Annotated in this window: 19 protein-coding genes and 1 pseudogene; 8 read left to right on the top strand and 12 right to left on the bottom strand. The window is 55.9% G+C overall.

Translation table 11 applies throughout. From position 1 onward, the window contains the following. Nucleotides 1-18: 18 nt before the first annotated feature. The 3 genes from PMI34_RS03630 to PMI34_RS03640 are packed head-to-tail and all read right to left on the bottom strand — an operon-like array spanning nucleotide 19 to nucleotide 3,180. Complete coding sequence (locus PMI34_RS03630; protein WP_008053371.1) at nucleotides 19-1,482, bottom strand: LLM class flavin-dependent oxidoreductase; 1,464 nt, start codon at nucleotides 1,480-1,482, stop codon at nucleotides 19-21. A 34-nt stretch (nucleotides 1,483-1,516) separates the two neighbouring features. Beyond that, nucleotides 1,517-2,362, bottom strand: a complete 846-nt coding sequence (locus tag PMI34_RS03635) for an amino acid ABC transporter permease (RefSeq protein WP_008053370.1) — start codon at nucleotides 2,360-2,362, stop codon at nucleotides 1,517-1,519. Beyond that, on the bottom strand, nucleotides 2,359-3,180 hold the full coding sequence (locus tag PMI34_RS03640; RefSeq protein WP_008053369.1) for an ABC transporter substrate-binding protein: 822 nt from the start codon (nucleotides 3,178-3,180) through the stop codon (nucleotides 2,359-2,361). The genes PMI34_RS03635 and PMI34_RS03640 overlap by 4 nt, the downstream gene beginning before the upstream one ends. 124 nt (nucleotides 3,181-3,304) lie before the next feature. Between PMI34_RS03640 and PMI34_RS28865 the strand changes: the two are divergent. Beyond that, nucleotides 3,305-3,385 (top strand): annotated as a pseudogene (locus tag PMI34_RS28865) (protocatechuate 3,4-dioxygenase subunit alpha); the annotation flags it as partial. Nucleotides 3,386-3,440: 55 nt separating this feature from the next. On the opposite strand, the gene PMI34_RS03645 reads toward PMI34_RS28865, so the two are convergent. Then, on the bottom strand, nucleotides 3,441-3,893 hold the full coding sequence (locus PMI34_RS03645; RefSeq protein WP_008053368.1) for an Lrp/AsnC family transcriptional regulator: 453 nt from the start codon (nucleotides 3,891-3,893) through the stop codon (nucleotides 3,441-3,443). 189 nt (nucleotides 3,894-4,082) lie between these two features. Between PMI34_RS03645 and PMI34_RS03650 the strand changes: the two genes are divergently transcribed. The 3 genes from PMI34_RS03650 to PMI34_RS03660 all read left to right on the top strand — a co-directional run bounded on the left by PMI34_RS03650 (nucleotide 4,083) and on the right by PMI34_RS03660 (nucleotide 5,831). Continuing rightward, nucleotides 4,083-4,700: a LysE family translocator gene (locus PMI34_RS03650; protein ID WP_008053366.1), complete on the top strand. Its 618-nt coding sequence runs from the start codon at nucleotides 4,083-4,085 to the stop codon at nucleotides 4,698-4,700. 81 nt (nucleotides 4,701-4,781) lie between these two features. Beyond that, nucleotides 4,782-5,267, top strand: coding sequence for a MaoC family dehydratase (locus tag PMI34_RS03655; RefSeq protein ID WP_008053365.1), 486 nt, complete (start codon nucleotides 4,782-4,784; stop codon nucleotides 5,265-5,267). 213 nt (nucleotides 5,268-5,480) lie between these two features. Beyond that, the gene (locus PMI34_RS03660) at nucleotides 5,481-5,831 is read left to right on the top strand and encodes a BON domain-containing protein (RefSeq protein WP_008053364.1); all 351 of its coding nucleotides are present in this window, start codon (nucleotides 5,481-5,483) and stop codon (nucleotides 5,829-5,831) included. A gap of 537 nt (nucleotides 5,832-6,368) precedes the next feature. On the opposite strand, the gene PMI34_RS03665 is transcribed toward PMI34_RS03660, so the two are convergent. Beyond that, a complete protein-coding gene (locus PMI34_RS03665; protein WP_008053363.1) occupies nucleotides 6,369-6,908 on the bottom strand; it encodes a hypothetical protein in 540 nt (179 codons plus the stop codon). 299 nt (nucleotides 6,909-7,207) lie between these two features. On the opposite strand from PMI34_RS03665, the gene PMI34_RS03670 reads away from it, so the two are divergent. Together PMI34_RS03670 and PMI34_RS03675 are read left to right on the top strand one after the other, a co-directional pair. Then, nucleotides 7,208-7,498 carry a hypothetical protein gene (locus PMI34_RS03670; RefSeq protein WP_008053362.1) on the top strand — a complete coding sequence of 97 codons (291 nt, stop codon included), beginning with the start codon at nucleotides 7,208-7,210 and terminating at the stop codon, nucleotides 7,496-7,498. A 134-nt stretch (nucleotides 7,499-7,632) separates the two neighbouring features. Beyond that, nucleotides 7,633-8,193, top strand: coding sequence for a hypothetical protein (locus PMI34_RS03675; RefSeq protein ID WP_008053361.1), 561 nt, complete (start codon nucleotides 7,633-7,635; stop codon nucleotides 8,191-8,193). A 32-nt stretch (nucleotides 8,194-8,225) separates the two neighbouring features. Here the strand turns inward: PMI34_RS03675 and PMI34_RS03680 are convergent, their stop codons facing one another. The 5 genes from PMI34_RS03680 to PMI34_RS03700 are packed head-to-tail and all read right to left on the bottom strand — an operon-like array spanning nucleotide 8,226 to nucleotide 13,274. After that, nucleotides 8,226-8,543: a cytochrome C oxidase subunit IV family protein gene (locus PMI34_RS03680; RefSeq protein ID WP_008053359.1), complete on the bottom strand. Its 318-nt coding sequence runs from the start codon at nucleotides 8,541-8,543 to the stop codon at nucleotides 8,226-8,228. Between the two features lie 13 nt (nucleotides 8,544-8,556). After that, the gene (locus tag PMI34_RS03685) at nucleotides 8,557-9,282 is read right to left on the bottom strand and encodes a heme-copper oxidase subunit III family protein (RefSeq protein WP_008053358.1); all 726 of its coding nucleotides are present in this window, start codon (nucleotides 9,280-9,282) and stop codon (nucleotides 8,557-8,559) included. A 5-nt stretch (nucleotides 9,283-9,287) separates the two neighbouring features. Further along, the gene (locus PMI34_RS03690; protein ID WP_008053356.1) at nucleotides 9,288-9,980 is read right to left on the bottom strand and encodes a cytochrome c oxidase subunit 3; all 693 of its coding nucleotides are present in this window, start codon (nucleotides 9,978-9,980) and stop codon (nucleotides 9,288-9,290) included. Further along, the gene (gene ctaD / locus PMI34_RS03695) at nucleotides 9,977-11,752 is read right to left on the bottom strand and encodes a cytochrome c oxidase subunit I (RefSeq protein WP_008053355.1); all 1,776 of its coding nucleotides are present in this window, start codon (nucleotides 11,750-11,752) and stop codon (nucleotides 9,977-9,979) included. Before ctaD ends, PMI34_RS03690 begins: the two co-directional genes overlap by 4 nt. A 49-nt stretch (nucleotides 11,753-11,801) precedes the next feature. Further along, nucleotides 11,802-13,274, bottom strand: coding sequence for a cytochrome c oxidase subunit II (locus tag PMI34_RS03700; protein WP_008053353.1), 1,473 nt, complete (start codon nucleotides 13,272-13,274; stop codon nucleotides 11,802-11,804). Between the two features lie 315 nt (nucleotides 13,275-13,589). Here PMI34_RS03700 and PMI34_RS03705 point away from each other — a divergent pair, with 315 nt between their 5' ends. Next, entirely contained in the window at nucleotides 13,590-13,928 is a 339-nt protein-coding gene (locus PMI34_RS03705; protein WP_008053351.1) for a hypothetical protein, read from the top strand. A gap of 546 nt (nucleotides 13,929-14,474) precedes the next feature. After that, on the top strand, nucleotides 14,475-14,630 hold the full coding sequence (locus PMI34_RS29030) for a hypothetical protein (protein WP_008053349.1): 156 nt from the start codon (nucleotides 14,475-14,477) through the stop codon (nucleotides 14,628-14,630). Nucleotides 14,631-14,922: 292 nt separating this feature from the next. Here the strand turns inward: PMI34_RS29030 and PMI34_RS03710 are convergent, their stop codons facing one another. Both PMI34_RS03710 and PMI34_RS03715 read right to left on the bottom strand, forming a co-directional pair. After that, nucleotides 14,923-15,849, bottom strand: coding sequence for a LysR family transcriptional regulator (locus PMI34_RS03710; protein WP_008053347.1), 927 nt, complete (start codon nucleotides 15,847-15,849; stop codon nucleotides 14,923-14,925). Next, on the bottom strand, nucleotides 15,846-16,820 hold the full coding sequence (locus PMI34_RS03715; protein WP_008053345.1) for a quinone oxidoreductase family protein: 975 nt from the start codon (nucleotides 16,818-16,820) through the stop codon (nucleotides 15,846-15,848). Before PMI34_RS03715 ends, PMI34_RS03710 begins: the two co-directional genes overlap by 4 nt. Nucleotides 16,821-17,242 lie beyond the last annotated feature (422 nt).

The raw sequence follows: 17,242 nt of genomic DNA, 5'->3' as shown, positions 1-17,242 counted from the left end.
GTACCGCGATTACTGGTTTTACGACTGCTTCGCAGCCGAACGCAGCCTCGCGGGCTCGGCAGCTGCTACAAAGGGTGTTGCGGCTGAAACTGCCCCGTCCTGAAAACCTTTATCAAAACGGAATGAGGCGCCGTAGGCTGAATCCGGCAAATGGTTCGCGCCATCCTCTCGTAACCGCGAACGGAAAGTACCGCGATGTGGCCGGGTTCGATACAAGCCACGTTTTTGCAGTTCAGGAATGATCAGTTCAACGAAGTCCTCAAGGCTGCCCGGGCTGATCAGCGGGTTGAGCATGTAGCCACTGGTGCCGGAAATACGGGCGTGCTCTTCGATGCGATCGGCCACTTGTTGCGGCGTTCCCACCAGAATCAGATCACTGCCCCGGGTGACGTTGGCGAAGCGCTGTTTGACATCGCCAGCGGTCAAGGGCTTGCCACTGCCATCAGGCCGCATCACATAAGAGGTCATGCCTTCGGTGTGGGTGGACAACGCCTCGCTGTCCGCGTAGCGGCTGATGTCGATACCGGTATCACCGGCATAGCTCACCAGCTGCGCCTGCAAGTGATAGTTGCTTTGCAGTTCGTCATATTTGCGCTGGGCTTCGATCTCGGTCCTGGCCGTGACGATGCGCAGTACCGTCAGTGACTTGATATCTTCAGCGTAACGCCCCCGTGCCCTGGCCTGCGTCCATATATCTTCCAGTCCCTGGCGAATTTCCAGCGGGTTGGACTTGGCGATGAAAATCAGTTCGGCGTGCTTGGCCGCAAACTCGCGACCACGGCCTGACCAACCGGCCTGGATCAGCAAGGGTGTGCGTTGCGGTGACGGGGACGTCAAATGCGGCCCGGCCACCCGGTAATGCTCGCCGACATGATTGATCGGTCGCACGCGATCGCCCCTGGCATAGACCTGGCGAGACTTGTCGGCAACCACGGCATCGGTTGCCCAGCTGCCTTCCCAGAGCTTGTAAACGACATCGAGAAACTCCTCTGCGCGTTCATAGCGATCATCGTGCTTGATCATCTGCTCCAGGCCGAAGTTGCGAGCGGCACTGGTCAGGTAGGAGGTGACGATGTTCCAGCCGACCCGGCCATTGGTCAGGTGATCCAGCGTACTGAAGCGCCGGGCATGGGTGAACGGATGCTCGTAGCTGGTGGTGACAGTGACGCCAAAGGCCAGGTTTTCCGTCACGGCGGCCAATGCCGGGATGATCATCAAGGGATCGTTGGCCGGTGCTTCCACCGCCCACTTCATGGCCGCGTCGGCATTACCACCAAACACATCGTAGAAACCCAGTACATCACCAAAAAACAGCATGTCGAGATGAGCCTGGTCGGCGATGCGTGCCAGGTTCGACCAGTAGCCCAGGGAGTTGATGGTCAGTCGCTCGTCAGCCGGGTGCGTCCAGAGGCTCGGCGCACCGCCACAGCCAACACTGGCTTGCTCGTATAACGCAAACAACAGAGGTTTTGGATCGGACATCGTAGTACCTGTAAAAAGTCATTAAACGGGCGGGTCAGCGCTGATGCTTGAAGCCTTTGCCGTAGTGGCGTTCAAGACGGTTCTGTATCAACTCCAATCCTATGGACAGGAGCCAGTAGATAACGGCTGCGGTGGTGAGCATTTCGATGTAGCGGTAGGACGAGCGACCGTACGACTGCGCCAGGAACATCACTTCCCAGACGCCCATCACCGATATCAACGAGGAGTCCTTGAGCATTGAAATGAACTGACTGGTTGTCGGGGGAATGATCGTGCGCATGGCTTGCGGCAGGACGATGTGCAGAAACGTTGCCGCCGGCCCCAACCCCAGAGCCATCGCCGCTTCGCGCTGTCCGGGTGCTACAGCCATGATGCCGGCACGAAAAATCTCGCTGAGGTAGGCACCGTAATTGAGCGAAAGCGCAATGATCCCGGCGCTGATGGCGCCCGGAACAACACCCAACTGCGGCAGCCCCAGGTAGATCAGCAGGATCTGGATCAGCAGCGGAGTACCGCGAAAAAAAGACGCATAGAAACTGGCAATGCCGAAAGCCACCGCACTGCGAGACAGGCGCGCCAGCGCCGTCACGAAGCCAAGGAGCAACGAAAGCCAGATCGAGCAGAAGCACAAGAACAGCGTCAGCGCGGCGCCTTGCAAGAAACCGTCAGGCCCCAAATGCAGGCCAGCCAGATTGGGCAGCTTCTGCACAATGATCGAGAAATTCAGATCGAAGCTCATGAAAAACATGACGCACAGGCCCAACAGCACTGCCCAGGTCAAATACAGGCGAGTGCGAAAACCAGGCAGCCGGCTGAAACGACGCGTCTTGGTTTCGGAGGCGACAGCCGCCTTGGCCGGATGTGGATTGAGGGCTGTCATTGGCTGATATCGGCACCGATCCACTTCTGTGAAATCTTGCTTAATGTGCCGTCAGCCTTGAGCTGGGAGACGACCTCAGTGACTTTGGCATTCCATTGTGGATCGCCCTTCTCGATCGCTACCACGTTGGGCTCCGCATACAGCGTGTCGCCGGCAATTTTGAAACGAGGATCCTGGGCGATGCGTTCGCGCGCAGTGATGAGGTTGGTGACCATGGCATCCAGGCGCACGCCCGTGCCCAAGGCCAGATCCTGGAAGGCCACCGTTTCGTTGTCGTATGGCGCGACCTGGACGCTTTCGAATGGATAGCTCAACGGCTTGTCCTCGGCGCCCTCGATCACCAGATCCTTGTTCAGATAGGCTTCATAGGTCGATGCACTGATCACACCGACTTTTTTACCTGACAGATCCTTGCCCGTGACAATGTCCTTGTCTTTGGCATTCACCACGATCACGGCCGGGGACTGGTAATACGTCACCGGGAAGTCGAACACTTCGGCCCGTGCCTTGCTCGGGGTCATCGAGCAGACGCAGATGTCATATCGTCCGTTCCAGTGTCCGGCAGCGATGACATCCCAGGACGGTGTTTGCAGCTTCAGCTTCACCCCTAGCCGTTGCGCAACGGCCTTGGCGACATCCACGTCAAACCCGTCCAGTTGGTTCTGCTCATTGAGAAAGGAGAATGGCGGATAGCTTTCCATCAGAACGCCGGTCAGCTCCCCGCTGCTGGTTACGCGATCCAGGGTGGCGCCCGCGAAAGCCGTCGAGCAGGTAGCCAGCAATGCCAAGCCAAAAGGTAAAAGCGCCTTAGTGTTCACAGACAAGTGCTCCAATCGATTCAAAATACTGAATAGATTAAAACGCACTATAAAAATACTTTGTACTTCATTTATGGAATATAAAACTGCGTTCAAGCTATATTGGATCCAGCGGTCCAGGTGCTGCACGGTTGACGGGAAACTGGCCTACCGCTTCGATATTCACCTTCAGGGCGAAGCGGAAACGGTGTTCTTCGACTTCTGACGATGTCAGCCTCCCCCACATAATCCTGAAAAAAACAGACGATGTGCCGCGCCAATCACAAAGGTAGCGGCCGGTCTTGAATGACCCGCTTCATCACCAGGGTCGAGGTGAGCCGTTGCACATTAGGCAATGTCGAGAGGCTCTCATCGTAAAGCCGTTGAAAGGCGGGTAAGTCCTGGGCAACGACGTGCAGCAGGTAGTCCGGCTCCCCAAACAATCTCTGGGCATCGACCACCTGAGGTATATCGATGAGCGCCGCCTCGAACGCCTCGACGGCTTGCCGGTCACCCTCGCGGAGCGTGGCAAATACCATTGCGGAAAAATTCAGGCCCAATGCACCGGGATCAAGCTGCGCGCGATAGCCCAGCAATACACCGGAGTCCTCAAGTGCCCGCACTCGCCGATGGCAGGGTGAAAGGCTCAAGCCCACACGCTCGGCAAGTTCAGTGACCGAAAGGCGGCCATCCTTTTGCAGTTCGGCAAGAATCTTCCGGTCAGTTCTGTCCACGCAGAATAATCTCCCTCTTTGCAACGCAAATACGATCATCTTTGAAAGTTAATTCTAACAACATTTCATTAATCTTCCTCCATCCATTAACAACCGTACTCCTCTTCAGGAAACAAGAGGGACGGCCTTTGATATGAGAGGCGGGACGATGAACAACGCGATGATTAATGAACGGGCGCGGGTGACGCCATGACCTTCAGTGTCTTTGTTGCCTTCTGGGCGGTGTCGTTTCTGTTCGTCGTGACGCCCGGGGCGGATTGGGCCTACGCGATATCCGCCGGCCTGAAACATCGCGTTGTCATACCGGCTGTGGGCGGACTGTTATCCGGCCACCTGATTGCCACAGTGGTGGTAGCCGCGGGTGTTGGCACCCTGGTCGCCAACCACCCCGGGGTCATGTCAGGGCTGACGGTGGCCGGGGCGGGTTACCTGCTTTGGTTGGGCATCAACATGCTCGCCCGTCCCTCCACCCCCCACACGGATGAGGTCCAGGCGTCAGGTTCATGGCTTCGCTGGGCGCTCAAGGGGCTTTGCGTCAGCGGCTTGAATCCGAAAGTGTTCCTGCTGTTCCTGGCGCTCCTGCCCCAGTTTGCCGACGCCACTGCCCCTTGGCCGGTACCGACGCAGATGATCGCGCTCGGGCTCGTCCACACCGTTAGTTGTGGCGTTATTTATCTGCTGGTCGGATTTGGCTCACAGGTTGTTCTCAAGGCACGCCCGGCCGCCGCTCAGTGGGTCAGTCGGATCTCCGGAGCGACCATGATCATCATTGCCGTGACGTTGTTTATCGAACAGATGCCGGGTTAATTTCGGGCACTGGTCATTGAGTGCAGGCGCATTTCCAGGCCCCGAGCATACCTTTCCACCCTCGCCTTCCAGGGAGCTTTCATGAAGAGCCCAAGAGAACGTGCCGCCGAAGGTCTTCAGGCCGGCGACCGATTCACGGTAATCCGCTGTTTTTCAGAAGACGATATTCGTCAGTTCGCGCAGATTTCCCGAGATTACAATCCGGTTCACTGCGACACAGTCTACGCAGAGTTGTGCGGGTTCAAGGCGCCCATTGCCCATGGTCTTCTGACAGCCAGTCTGCTCACCGAAATCGGCGGGCAAATCGGGTGGCTGGCCACAGGGATGAGTTTCAACTTCAAACGCCCCGTTTACGCGGGAGAGCAGATCACCTGCCACTGGCTCATCGTTGACATCGATGAGCGAAGACATGCAAGGGCTGAAGTCAGGATATTCAATGCAGAGGGCATCACGGTACTGGAGGCCACGACTTGCGGTGTGCTGCCGGGGACTGAAGAACGTGAGCGTCTCACACAAATGCGCTTTGACGGCGACCCCACCAACGGTGCTGCCCGGTCCGTGAGTTGATGCCTGACGTGAGTGGCAGCGACTCAGGCGGACGTTCACGGGGACAGCGCTCTGACCGCAGGCAACGGCCGTACTATAATTAATTTCTGTCAATGTTTGCGTGGCGAGCGCTCCAGAACGAATCAGGAATGCATAGCGTTCACCTGACAGGCAGAGGGCAGCACAGCAAATGGGATGGACAGTACACCTGATTACGCGAGAGAGGGTTCAGCCATGAAAATTCACTCCTTCCAGCATTACTCTCATGGTCTGGAAATGGCCGTTCACGATGCATGGATTACCGCCAAGGTGAAGTCGGCCCTGGCATTTTCCGATCCGACCCTTAGCCTGCATATCAATGTCAAAACCCATGCGGGCGTAGTGGGGTTAAGCGGCCGCGTCAACACTCATAGACAGTGTGAACAGGCCATTGATCTGGCCCGTTCGGTTCATGGTGTCGCCGAAGTCGATGCCAGCGACTTGCAGACCCATGTATTCACGCCAGGGAGTATTCCAGAAGCGCCCAACGCCGAAGAGAGCACTGAGCGCCGGCCACAATCGTCAACAAAGATGGACGACAAATGATAATGGCAACTTTGTAGCCGCCGCGCTCCCAGTCGGGAACCGAGGGCGCAGAGAAGCTGAATGCCTGTGTGCCCCGGAGTGAATCGCCCATGGTTTCGTGGACATCTCCGACTGGCTGCTTCTGGCTGTGCACTCAACCGGCCGATGCAACAAACTGGCTAAATCGCTCAGCCGACCTGATCGCCACTCTCAGCGATCCGCCCCGCAAATACCGCGCGATGTTGTGGCCCGGATCGCGGGTCTGCCGGATCACCACGAACCGGACACGGTCAACTCAAGGTCAGGTATAGGCATACGGTACTCACATTTGCGACGGTCAGGCCCGGACCGTCGCTATCGCCCCGAAAAAGTCCACCGGTAGCGAAGAATGCGCGTTTTGCCGATTAATGTAATTACCCCTCAAATCGAGGGCAGCGGATGTTGACTGGAACCATCACGGTTCAGGTTAACGCGAAAAACAGATCTGCCCCCGCGCCCTAACTCAAGCCCCCATTATTTATTTCGCGCTATTCAACCGAATCATCTTCAACGGTTTCTTCAGTTAGAAAACACATATCGCCCCTTGACTTTTCTCGGTGTAAAAAAAGCCAAATCCGGAAACAACTTCTGGCGAACGTATAATATATAAGCAAACATTCCGATGCCTATGGCCGAGCCGACAAACATCATGACAGAGCCTGAAATCAACCCTTCCACCTGATTCGCCGCCGAGCCCATGGATAGAACAATGTACGCATTGTATGCGTCTGCCAGATGATTGTAGAACCCCCAGGCAAACAAGAGCGGAATAAGTGCACCCAAACCGCCAACTACCCATCTAGCATTAGGCCCAATAGTTGAACCTATAATAAAACCGAGTAGAAGAGCGAGTGCAGCCTGGATAAACATGAGTGTAATAACGGCATTAACCTTGCGGTCATGTATATCGCAGAGGTAGGGGTCAGCAGTTGTAGCGATCAAGCGGGCAAGCAGCCTGTCCTTGACCCCTTGGCCTGATAGCTGAGCGAATACTTCCGATCTAGGTACTCCGGACGAGAGCAGGTCTTTTACTTTGGCTTTGGCTTCTTTTTTGTTCATGTTAGTGACGACTCCGTGGCACAAGGGCAAATTGTGATGACGCCTCATGCGAGATGATCACGTTTTCACGAGCCTGCTGGACGGTGTTCCCCTTCAACGCGTACAGGTACCTGACCAAGCATAGCCACTAATCTGCCACCAGACAGCAATCGACCAGAAACGGCCGGTGGTCGTCGCATTACGACTGTCGTCGGCGTTTGGCTAAGCTTAATAAATCAGGACGAACCGAAACCTCAAGTGATAGCGGCCATCAACGGATCTGGATTGGCATAAAGGCGGCACTCCCAAGGGAGACGACTATGTATGCGGTGATAAGAACCTACCTGGGTACTGGAGCAAAGCAGCTTTTCGAGCTGATGGAAGAGCGCAAGGACGACATCGAAGCGACCTTGCGGACAGTGCCTGGCCTCGTTAGCTACACACTGTTGAATACGGGTGATGGTGGCACATCGGTGACTGTTTGCACGGACAAGGCCGGCAGCGATGCGAGCCTGAAAGTCGCCCGTGAATGGGTTCAGAAAAATGCATCGAATATCCACGCAAACCCGCCGATCGTGACGGAAGGTCCGGTCATTGTGCAGATCAGCTAGCGACCGGCCCGCAGGGTGGCGAGTGCTATACTTTTTTCAGTTTGCACGGGGTATGCAACGTTCCCCCGCAGTACAACTACCAACTGCTGCCGGACACAGGAGGTCTGCAGCAAACCCGAGACGGGAGGTGTGGCATGAACCGACACTATTACATCAGTGACAATCTCAACGATCTTGAAAACGTTGAATATGAACTGGAAGCCAGCGGCATCAACTCCGAACAGATTCATGTACTCAGTGAAAAAGTTGCTGATGTAGAAGAACATCACCTCCACGAGATCAGCTCGTTAATGGAACAGGATGCTGTTCACTCTGGTGAGATTGGTGCGGTGATCGGTGTTCCACTTGCGGCGCTGGTCCTGCTTGGCGCCTATTGGATGGGCTGGACCGAATCCCCCGCAGGCTGGATGCCCTTTATCTTCCTTGCCATTGTTGTATTGGGCTTCTGCATCTGGGAAGGCGGTTTTTTTGGGTTCCAGGTGCCGAACACTCACTTTCGCAATTTCAAACAGGCAGTAAAAGAAGGCAAACATATCTTCTTCGTGGATGTTGAACCGAATCAGGAATCGGTACTGGATCAGGTAATCAAACAGCATCCGAAGCTGAAGATCGCCGGCACGGGAGCGGCAGCCCCCCACTGGACGGTGGCCTGGCAGCACAAATGGCATCAGTTCAAGCGAGTGATATCGGGTTAGCGCCCGGAGACTCGAGGCCATCGGAAAGCGGCTTACTGGCCAAAGAAAATGACCCGGCTGAGGAAGACATAGTCTGCCTCGGTGGCCATCAGCCCGATGAGCACCAGTAAACACAAAGGTGGCACCAATATGGCGTAGACCATCGCCAGGCGCTCCCATGCCATATGCATGAAGATGGAGACAATCAAACCTGCCTTCAACAACATGAAAGTGATAATCAGGGACCACCGAAGATAACCATGAAAGTGGAAATAGTCGACAAGGTACGACAGCGTGCTGAGGACAAATAACAGCCCCCAGATCTTAAGGTACAAACTGATTGGATGTTGCTGACCCTGAGCATGTGCCATCACTCGTGCTCCTCTACCATAAATAGAAGAATGCAAAAATAAATACCCACACCAAATCCACGAAGTGCCAATAAAGCCCGGCTATCTCGACGTTCTGATAGTTTCCGGAGCGCTCATAGTCTCCGCGCCATACTTTCAGCGCCACAATGCTGAGATAGAGGGCGCCGATTGACACATGCAGTCCGTGAAAACCGGTAATCATGAAAAAGCTGGCACCAAATTGCGCGGCTCCCATGGGGTTCCCCCAGGGACGAACCCCTTCTGCGATGAGCTTGCTCCATTCGAATGCCTGCATGCTGACGAAAGTCACCCCCAGGGCAGCGGTCGCCAGCATCAGGGCCGTGGTTTTCGCGCGATTACGGCGATAGGCGAAATTGACGGCCATGGCCATGGTGCCGCTGCTGCTGATCAGTACAAAGGTCATGATGGCGATCAGAATAAGCGGGATTTCCCTGCCGCCGATCGTCAATGCGAACACTTCACTGGGGTTCGGCCAGGCGCTGGTGATGGTCATGCGTACCGACATGTAGCCGGTGAGAAAACAGGTGAATATAAACGTATCGCTGAGCAGGAATATCCACATCATCGCCTTGCCCCAGGGCACCTGCTTGAAGGCCTCTTTATCCGAGGACCAATCGCTGGCGATGCCCTGCCATCCCGGTGCTGGCGGCAAGCCTGGTGGATTGGATGAACTGATCTCGGCTTGGGCTTGGGCTTGGGCTTGTGGGTGCAATGCCATGGCTGTTACCTCAGGCCGCAGAATCTGGCGATGGCTTCATAGGTTTGCGGCGTGCTGGCCAGAAGCGCGAATAGCACGAACCACAGGCCCAGCAAGTAATGCCAATAGATGGCACAGAGTTCTACGCTGGCGCCAAGTTGCGCCAGTGGCACATGACGCAGGAATTTAGCGACGATCCAGCACCAGGCGATCAGCCCGCCCAGCAGGTGGAGCCCATGCAGGCCGGTCAACAGGTAGAAGAAACTATTGGCCGGATTGCTGGCGACAAAGTAGCCCCAGGCGACAAATTGCTGCCAGACCCAGAGTTGCCCCGCCAGAAAGGCAATGGCAAAGACTCCCCCCAATGCAAAACCAATGACAGTTGCACCTGGCCGCGCCTTTCGGGCGGCCAGGCGCGACCACTGCAGTGCGATGCAGCTCAATACCAGAAACGCCGAATTCAACCAGAGCGGCCCAAGATTGCCTAACGGCGCCAAAGGCTCTGTCAGGGGTAGCCAGTCGGCCATTTGAGAACGGGCAACAAAGGCGATCAGGAAGAGGAAGAATAACGAACTCACCACCACCAGAAACAAGCGCAGGCCGACCCTTGCGGTTTGCCTTCTATTGGCATCCTCGGCGGCCTGAATACCCTCGGGATCGCGACTCCAACTGCCGCCGGGATCAGCGCCATCGACGTTTCTCAATAGCAACCTGTTCATGTCCTGACGTCCACTGTTTTAGTCCCGGGACTGAGTTGCCGCATGTGCTCCAGCTCCTCGGCGCAGACCGTTTGCGCAACGAAATCCTGCTCTATCCCCGGCACACTGTAGTCATAGGCCCAGCGATGCACGACCGGCAATTTCTCTCCCCAGTTGCCGTGTTTCGGCGGAGTGTCCGGCGTTTGCCATTCCAGGCTGGCCGCGCCCCAGGGATTACTGCCGGCCGGCTTACCCTTGAATGCACTCCAGGTCAGGTTGAACAGGAACAGCAGCTGGGAAACGCCGACAGTCAATGCGACCACCGTAATGAAGGCATTCAAGTCTTGCGCGGACTGCGGGATGAACGCGTAGTTTTCATAGGCGTAGTAGCGACGAGGCATGCCCTGGAAACCCAGGTAGTGCATGGGGAAGAAGATGGCGTAGGTGCCCAGAAAGGTAATCCAGAAATGCAACTTGCCCAGGGTGTCGTTCCACATGCGCCCGGTGACTTTCGGGAACCAGTGATAAATGCCGCCGAACACCACCAGGACCGGGGCGACCCCCATGACCATATGAAAATGGGCCACGACGAAATAGGTGTCCGAGAGTGGTATGTCCACGATCACATTGCCGAGAAACAACCCGGTCAGGCCGCCAACCAGGAAGGTGACAATAAAGGCCAGGGCAAACAACATCGGCACGGTCAGGTGGATATCGCCCCTCCACAGGGTCAGTACCCAGTTATAGACTTTCAGCGCGGTCGGCACTGCGATGATCAAGGTGGTGACGGCGAAAAAGAAACCAAAGTACGGGTTCATTCCGCTGACATACATATGGTGCGCCCAGACCACAAAGCTCAGTACGCCAATCGCAATAATGGCCCACACCATCATTCGGTAGCCGAAGATGTTTTTACGCGCATGGGTGCTGATCAAGTCGGAGACCAGACCAAACGCAGGGAGAGCAACGATATAGACCTCAGGGTGGCCGAAGAACCAGAACAGGTGCTGGAACAGGATCGGGCTGCCACCCTGATGATCGAGCTGCTGCCCCAGCGAGATCATCGCCGGCATGAAGAAGCTGGTGCCCAACAGCTTGTCGAACAGCATCATCACCGCACTGACGAACAACGCCGGGAACGCCAGCAAGGCCATGATCGAGGCCATGAAGATGCCCCATACCGAGAGCGGCATGCGAAACAGGGTCATGCCGTGCGTGCGCGCCTGCAACACCGTGGTGACGTAGTTCAACCCGCCCATGGTGGCCGCGACAATGAAAATCGCCAGCGAGATGAGCATCAGGACAATGCCCCACTCGCCCCCCGGTGTCCCTTGAGTGATGGACTGTGGCGGATAGAGCGTCCAGCCCGAACCTGTGGGGCCGCCAGGGACAAAAAAACTGCTGAGCAACACCAGTACCGCCACCAGGTAAAACCAGTAGCTGAGCATGTTGACGTAGGGGAAGACCATGTCGCGGGCGCCCACCATCAGCGGGATCAGATAGTTGCCGAAGCCACCCAGAAACAAGGCCGTGAGCAAGTAAATGACCATGATCATGCCGTGCATGGTCATCGCCTGATAGTAAGCACTGGCGTCCATGAACTCCAGGCTGCCGGGAAAACCAATCTGCATGCGCATCAAACCGGACAACACCAACGCGATAAGTCCCACGAAGATGGCCGTCAACGAATATTGAATGGCTATGACCTTGTGGTCCTGACTCCAGATGTATTTGGTCAGGAAACTTTTGGGCTCGTGCAGTGCTTCTGTTTCGGCTTGCTCCGCATAGGCCATCACGTCATCCTCCTGCCGAAGTTTCAGTGTTTTCCTGGCTGCTTAACGGCTACTTCCCTGGCTCCGCCTTGTTTGCGTCAGTGTCAGCATTCGCTTTGGACTTGATGAAAGCGATCAGTGCATTGAGCTCCTCATCACTCGCAGCCAAGGTCGGCATGACGGCTGCAAAGCCCTTGACGATTTTGGCGTTGGGATGAAGAACCGAATCCTTGAGATAGCCCTCATCGACCTTTACGCTTGTATCGTCGGCAAGGGTTTCCGTCTTGCCATACAGGCCCTGCCAGGTGGGGCCGACGCCCTTGTTGCCATCGACACTGTGGCAGGCCAGACAGCCAAGCGACCCTGCCAGCCGCTGCCCCTGCGCCACCAGGTCTTCACCCGGGCTCGATGCTTCGCCGGTCGAGGGCTCATCGCCTTGCCCCGCAGCACCCAGTGATTTGATCAGGGCGATGACAGCGCCCAGTTCATCGTCTTTGAGAGTATAGGCCACCATGACCGGCGGGTAGCCCTGCACCAGCCGGGCCTTCGGATCGAGAATCGACTCTTTCAGGTAGGCCTCGTCGACCTGCACACTGGTGCCATCGGCAAGCTGTTCAACGCTGCCGTACAACCCCTTCCATCCCGGGCCGAGACTGGCACCGCCATCCTGGCTATGGCAGGCCTTGCAGCCAAGTTGTTCGACCAACTGGCGGCCTTTTTCCACCACGCTGTCTCGACCGGGTTTGGCCGCAGTCGTCAATGTCTGCGCAAAAGTCGGTTGGCCCTTTAGCCATTGATCGAAGACGCCCTGCTCTTCCACGATCATATGGCCGCGCATGTTGTAATGACCTACACCACAAAACTCAGCGCAAAGGACTTCGTATTTTCCGGTTTTAGTCGGCGTAAACCAAAAGTACGACACCATCCCTGGCACCATATCCATCTTGCTGCGAATTTGCGGAACATAGAAATCGTGCAGGACATCTTTAGCGCGCAGCAAGACTTTCACCGGCCGATCGCGCGGAAGGCGAACTTCATTATTCATTACAAGCACATCGTCCTGCCCGGCGGGATCCTTGGGATCAACACCGAGGGGATTGGCGGAATCGACAAACTTGATATCCGACTTGCCCAACTTCCCGTCCTGGCCGGGAAAACGAAAGGCCCACTGCCACTGCTGGGCGATTACTTCAAGTTCGTAGGCATCTTTCGGCACGCGGATGAAATCGTTGTAGACAACCAGGCCTGGCGCCAACATCCCGGCAATACCTAGTGAGGTCACGATAATCAACCACAGTTCCAGCTTTTTGTTTTCTGGCTGATAGGCCGCCCTGGCACCTTCCTTGTGGCGATACCGCATCACCGCGACTGCCATGAATACCGTGATGGCAATGAAGAATATTCCGCTGATGATCAGGGTGATGAACAGGGTGGTGTCTATGGACCCCCAGTTGGAAGCTGCCGGCGTCGCATGCCAGGGCGCCAGTATGTGGAATAGCACTGATGCAATAACGATTAGTATCAGGATAATTGCTATTGCCATTTCCTCTTCATCCTATTCCTGTTGTTCATTGGTTATGCAAAAGCATCGCCACTGACGTCCAAGCAGGGCAGACAAATACCACCCAACCAGGCGGCAAAGTCCGTAAGGAGTATAGAGCCCATCGGGTTGTACCGTGGGCTGGCAAGCGAGGCCCGGCGACCGGCTATACTCAATGTCTGATGACGAACAGCAGGAATCGGCCAAAAGCGGCGCCAAAAATCGAACCCTGCCCTTGTGCAGTCATCAAACATAAGTGATGGCATTGAGCACGAACGAAAGCTACAGATTCCAGCAATCCACACGGGAGGTTTCGTCATGAGTGCACTGACGATCGAAGGCTGGTGCAAACCCAGCGGCGCCCAAAAGTCCACCCCGATGGGGGAAGTCCATTTCTACGTCGACGGACCTCTCCATGTCCGTCTGGAGGAGGCCGAAGAGCGCTTGCAGAAGACCCACGAGCGGGAAGCCATGGTCGATGTCGATATGGACTCGATGGATTTGATCATGCCCGAGGGATACGCCCCCTTGTCCGACTGCCAGATGCGCGTCTATCTGCACGACGAACGTGGTCAATTCCATCTGGTTGGACACCGAGCGAGTGACGGCAGTTTGATCTACACCAACGCGGTATTGATTGATCAGCTGCTTGAGTAGCGGTTACGTGATTCCCGGCATCGGTGTTTCTCCGCGGGGTAATGTGCGGTGCCGGAAAGTCACTGGTCTTTTAAACAGAATTCAGTGTATTGCTTCGACCGGTTTGAACCACAGACAGAAACGGCCGTTCCCGCCCCGTTGAATCCACCTCGCCTCTGGGGCAAGCAGCCCCAACCAAAAGTGATCGGTGAAACAGGGCCACTACTCTCTCCATAAATGGGGTACTACACCCACCCAACCAGGTGTTTGCCACCAAATTTGAGGAATATCCCCCCCTCATCCTTTCTCTCGCTTGAATCCCCCCGAAACAGTTTGCTAATTCATTTGGGTTTTTTCTTCGCCCTATTGAAATGGCTCATTAGTTGCACCACCCCTGGTACCCGCAACAGCTGTCGTCCCGGACATCATGGAGACGGCGGGACTCGCCGGATTCGGCATGACGCGAGGGGTGAAAAATGAAACAAGCGACACTACCATGCAGTTCCATCGCCTTGTTGCCCAGGTCAAGCCTGTGGTGCGTGTTCCACGCAAACGTGAGGATGGGTGATGGCTTCCACTAATAAATCAATCGCTCGAATCACGAAACGGCCATTGCCCCTTTATAAGCAGCTCGCTGAGTTGAGCCTGATGTTTATCGCGTTGGTGATGACGCTGGCGTTGTCCGCTGTACTGGCGATGGAATTTACCCTTGGAGTGTTCTGACGAATGCGTCTTTCACTCAAATGGCTTGATGATTGCGGTATTTCTCAAACGAGCGCCCGTTTTACCAGGCTCCATGTAAAGAAAAGCGGTTATGGGAGGTGTGTCATGTGGAATCAGCCTCTGATGATTGTGGCGATCTACCTTACTATCACCCTCTGCATCGGCTGGTTGTGGTCCACAGCTATCCTGTATTGGCTTTGATCCAATGGAAAACGTGAGTCACCACCGGGTTTTATAAACACACATGACCGGCAGCCATGTGTCGGTCAGGTGGGAACCAAAGGTCAGCCAGTCAAATGGCCCATGGAGGCGCGGGGATGAACTTTGACTCGATCCATTGTTTGAAGGCGACGACCACGGCGCTCGGAAACCTGGCCGATGGCCTGATCAGATAGACCCCGCCGGCGGCATCCAATTGCCAGTCAGGAAGGACATGCAACAGCCTCCCGGCGGCAATGTCACGACTCATCAACCAGTCACCGGCCCCCAGTATTCCCGCATCGGCGCGGGCCGCGGCAAGTAATGATTCGCTGTCATTGGCCGTCAGGTTTCCTTTGGGAGAAACCGTCTGCAGCTCATTGCCGCGATGGAGTCTCCACTGGGGAAAAGACGCAAGGCCGCTGAAGCGAAGGCAATTGTGCCTGATCAGGTCCTGTGGCGATTCGGGCATACCGTGCTGTCTGATATAGGCAGGCGAGGCACACAATATCCGGCGATGGTCACTCAGTTTTTTGGCGATCAACCGGCTGTCTTCCAACTCTCCGATTCGGATCGCCGCGTCAAAACCTTCATCGATGATGTCGACCAGACGCTCGCTATAATCAGCGAGGATCGAGACATGCGGATGAGCCTTGAGAAACTCCGGCAGCATCGGGCCAAGCCAACGCCTGCCCATGGCTGCCGGCAATGCAAGGCGCAAAGTACCGCGGATTTCGCTGGCGCCCTCGGACGCTTGCTGCTGCGCTTCATTTATCAAGTCGATGGCTGAGCGAAGGCGCTGCTCCAGCCTGGTACCTGTTTCAGTAATTCGAACCTGGCGGGTTGAGCGCTCCACGAGCCGAACGCCAAGGCGCTTTTCCATGGCGGCGAGTCGTTTCGAGACGACTGTCGGGTGTCGCTGCAATAGCCGGCCGGCCCCGACAAATGAACCTTGCGAGGCCACGGCCAGAAATGCAGCGATTTCGTCACTGTGTTGACTATTCAGAACATCAAGATTCATGGTTTTAGAATGATCGCCCCCGATGAACGCCCCGACTCCAGGTCGGCATGCGCCAATGCTGCGTCCGCCAGAGAGTAGCTTGCCCGGACCGAAGGTTTGATAATACCCGTACCTATGGCGGCCAACACATCCCGCGCTCGTTCCTGGTACTCGCAGGCGCTTGCCGTATGGGCTGCCAACGAAGGACGTGTGAGGAACAGCGAGCCTTTGGCATTCAGCGTTGATAGCTCCACGGCTGACGGTGCACCTGATGAAGCGCCGAACGATACCATCAGACCCCGTGGTCGCAAGCAATCCAGGGATGCCTGGAAAGAAACACGCCCTATCGGGTCATAGACGACGTCGACCTTTTTACCCTGGGTGATTCGAGCGACCTGGGAGGCCAGGTTGTCAGCATCGAATACCAGGACTTCATCGCATCCCGATGCCAGGGCCTTCTCGACACTGGCCTGCTTTGAAACCACGCCGATCACGGTGGCACCCAAGTGCTTCGCCCACGGCACCATGATTTCCCCCAGCCCTCCAGCCACGCCGTAGAGCAGAATGGTTGTGCCAGGGCCTACGGGATAGGTGGCTTTCAACAGGTACTGCGCCGTGATGCCCTTGAACATGACGGCTGCCGCATCGTCAAATGACAGCGAATCCGGAATTTTCACCAGCCGCTCTGCCGGATAAAGCCGGGCCGAAGCATAGGAACCCAAGGGGCCGGTGGCATAGGCCACGCGATCCCCTGTTCGCACGTTGCTGACACCCGCCCCCACAGCGGCGACACGCCCAGCGCCTTCAAGCCCAAGCCCGGATGGCAATGAAACGGGCACCGCTCCCCTACGCTGGGTCACGTCGAGAAAGTTCACACCTACAGCCTCTTGCTCAAGCCAGACCTCGCCCTGGCCTGGCGCTTGTTCGCTCAGTGTCTGCAGGTTCAGTACTTCGGGGGTGCCAAACTGGTTAAACCGGATCGCAGATACCATGGTCATTTCTCCTTCAGTCAGAAGCCGTTATCAAATGAGTGGTCCCCAGTGTGAGAACTGACCCAGCGATGAACAAGATGGGTTGACTGCAGATATTTAGTGCACCTGTTGCAGCAATGTAATCACTGATAGCACGCATTAACAGGCAAAAATCGTCCAATACCCGACATTTCTTCCCTGGCTCGATAGCAGCGTTCGCGATCGCCAGGACTCATCCGACTGAATTGAAAACACGGGTTCACCTTGCGTGAAAATCCGTCATGACATGTCATGACCTCTCGCAAAAAATGGACTTTGACCAACAAATTCGGGGGTTAAAGGACGAATGGTCGAGAGCCGTCAAGCGCGGGGAATTGCCGGGAGTTTGCAGCCACTACAGGCTTTTCAGGCGGGCGCGTTCGTCGCGGTGAAGTGAACTTCAC

Source organism: Pseudomonas sp. GM74, assembly GCF_000282455.1.
Taxonomy (GTDB): domain Bacteria; phylum Pseudomonadota; class Gammaproteobacteria; order Pseudomonadales; family Pseudomonadaceae; genus Aquipseudomonas.
This window is presented reverse-complemented; position numbering and strand designations above follow the sequence as displayed.

Coding starts and splice junctions, on each gene's coding strand:
- PMI34_RS03630 (WP_008053371.1), bottom strand. CDS start 1,482: ATGTCCGATCCAAAACCTCTGTTGTTTGCGTTATACGAGCAAGCCAGT.
- PMI34_RS03635 (WP_008053370.1), bottom strand. CDS start 2,362: ATGACAGCCCTCAATCCACATCCGGCCAAGGCGGCTGTCGCCTCCGAA.
- PMI34_RS03650 (WP_008053366.1), top strand. CDS start 4,083: ATGACCTTCAGTGTCTTTGTTGCCTTCTGGGCGGTGTCGTTTCTGTTC.
- PMI34_RS03655 (WP_008053365.1), top strand. CDS start 4,782: ATGAAGAGCCCAAGAGAACGTGCCGCCGAAGGTCTTCAGGCCGGCGAC.
- PMI34_RS03660 (WP_008053364.1), top strand. CDS start 5,481: ATGAAAATTCACTCCTTCCAGCATTACTCTCATGGTCTGGAAATGGCC.
- PMI34_RS03665 (WP_008053363.1), bottom strand. CDS start 6,908: ATGAACAAAAAAGAAGCCAAAGCCAAAGTAAAAGACCTGCTCTCGTCC.
- PMI34_RS03670 (WP_008053362.1), top strand. CDS start 7,208: ATGTATGCGGTGATAAGAACCTACCTGGGTACTGGAGCAAAGCAGCTT.
- PMI34_RS03675 (WP_008053361.1), top strand. CDS start 7,633: ATGAACCGACACTATTACATCAGTGACAATCTCAACGATCTTGAAAAC.
- PMI34_RS03680 (WP_008053359.1), bottom strand. CDS start 8,543: ATGGCACATGCTCAGGGTCAGCAACATCCAATCAGTTTGTACCTTAAG.
- PMI34_RS03685 (WP_008053358.1), bottom strand. CDS start 9,282: ATGGCATTGCACCCACAAGCCCAAGCCCAAGCCCAAGCCGAGATCAGT.
- PMI34_RS03690 (WP_008053356.1), bottom strand. CDS start 9,980: ATGAACAGGTTGCTATTGAGAAACGTCGATGGCGCTGATCCCGGCGGC.
- ctaD (WP_008053355.1), bottom strand. CDS start 11,752: ATGGCCTATGCGGAGCAAGCCGAAACAGAAGCACTGCACGAGCCCAAA.
- PMI34_RS03700 (WP_008053353.1), bottom strand. CDS start 13,274: ATGGCAATAGCAATTATCCTGATACTAATCGTTATTGCATCAGTGCTA.
- PMI34_RS03705 (WP_008053351.1), top strand. CDS start 13,590: ATGAGTGCACTGACGATCGAAGGCTGGTGCAAACCCAGCGGCGCCCAA.
- PMI34_RS29030 (WP_008053349.1), top strand. CDS start 14,475: ATGGCTTCCACTAATAAATCAATCGCTCGAATCACGAAACGGCCATTG.
- PMI34_RS03710 (WP_008053347.1), bottom strand. CDS start 15,849: ATGAATCTTGATGTTCTGAATAGTCAACACAGTGACGAAATCGCTGCA.
- PMI34_RS03715 (WP_008053345.1), bottom strand. CDS start 16,820: ATGGTATCTGCGATCCGGTTTAACCAGTTTGGCACCCCCGAAGTACTG.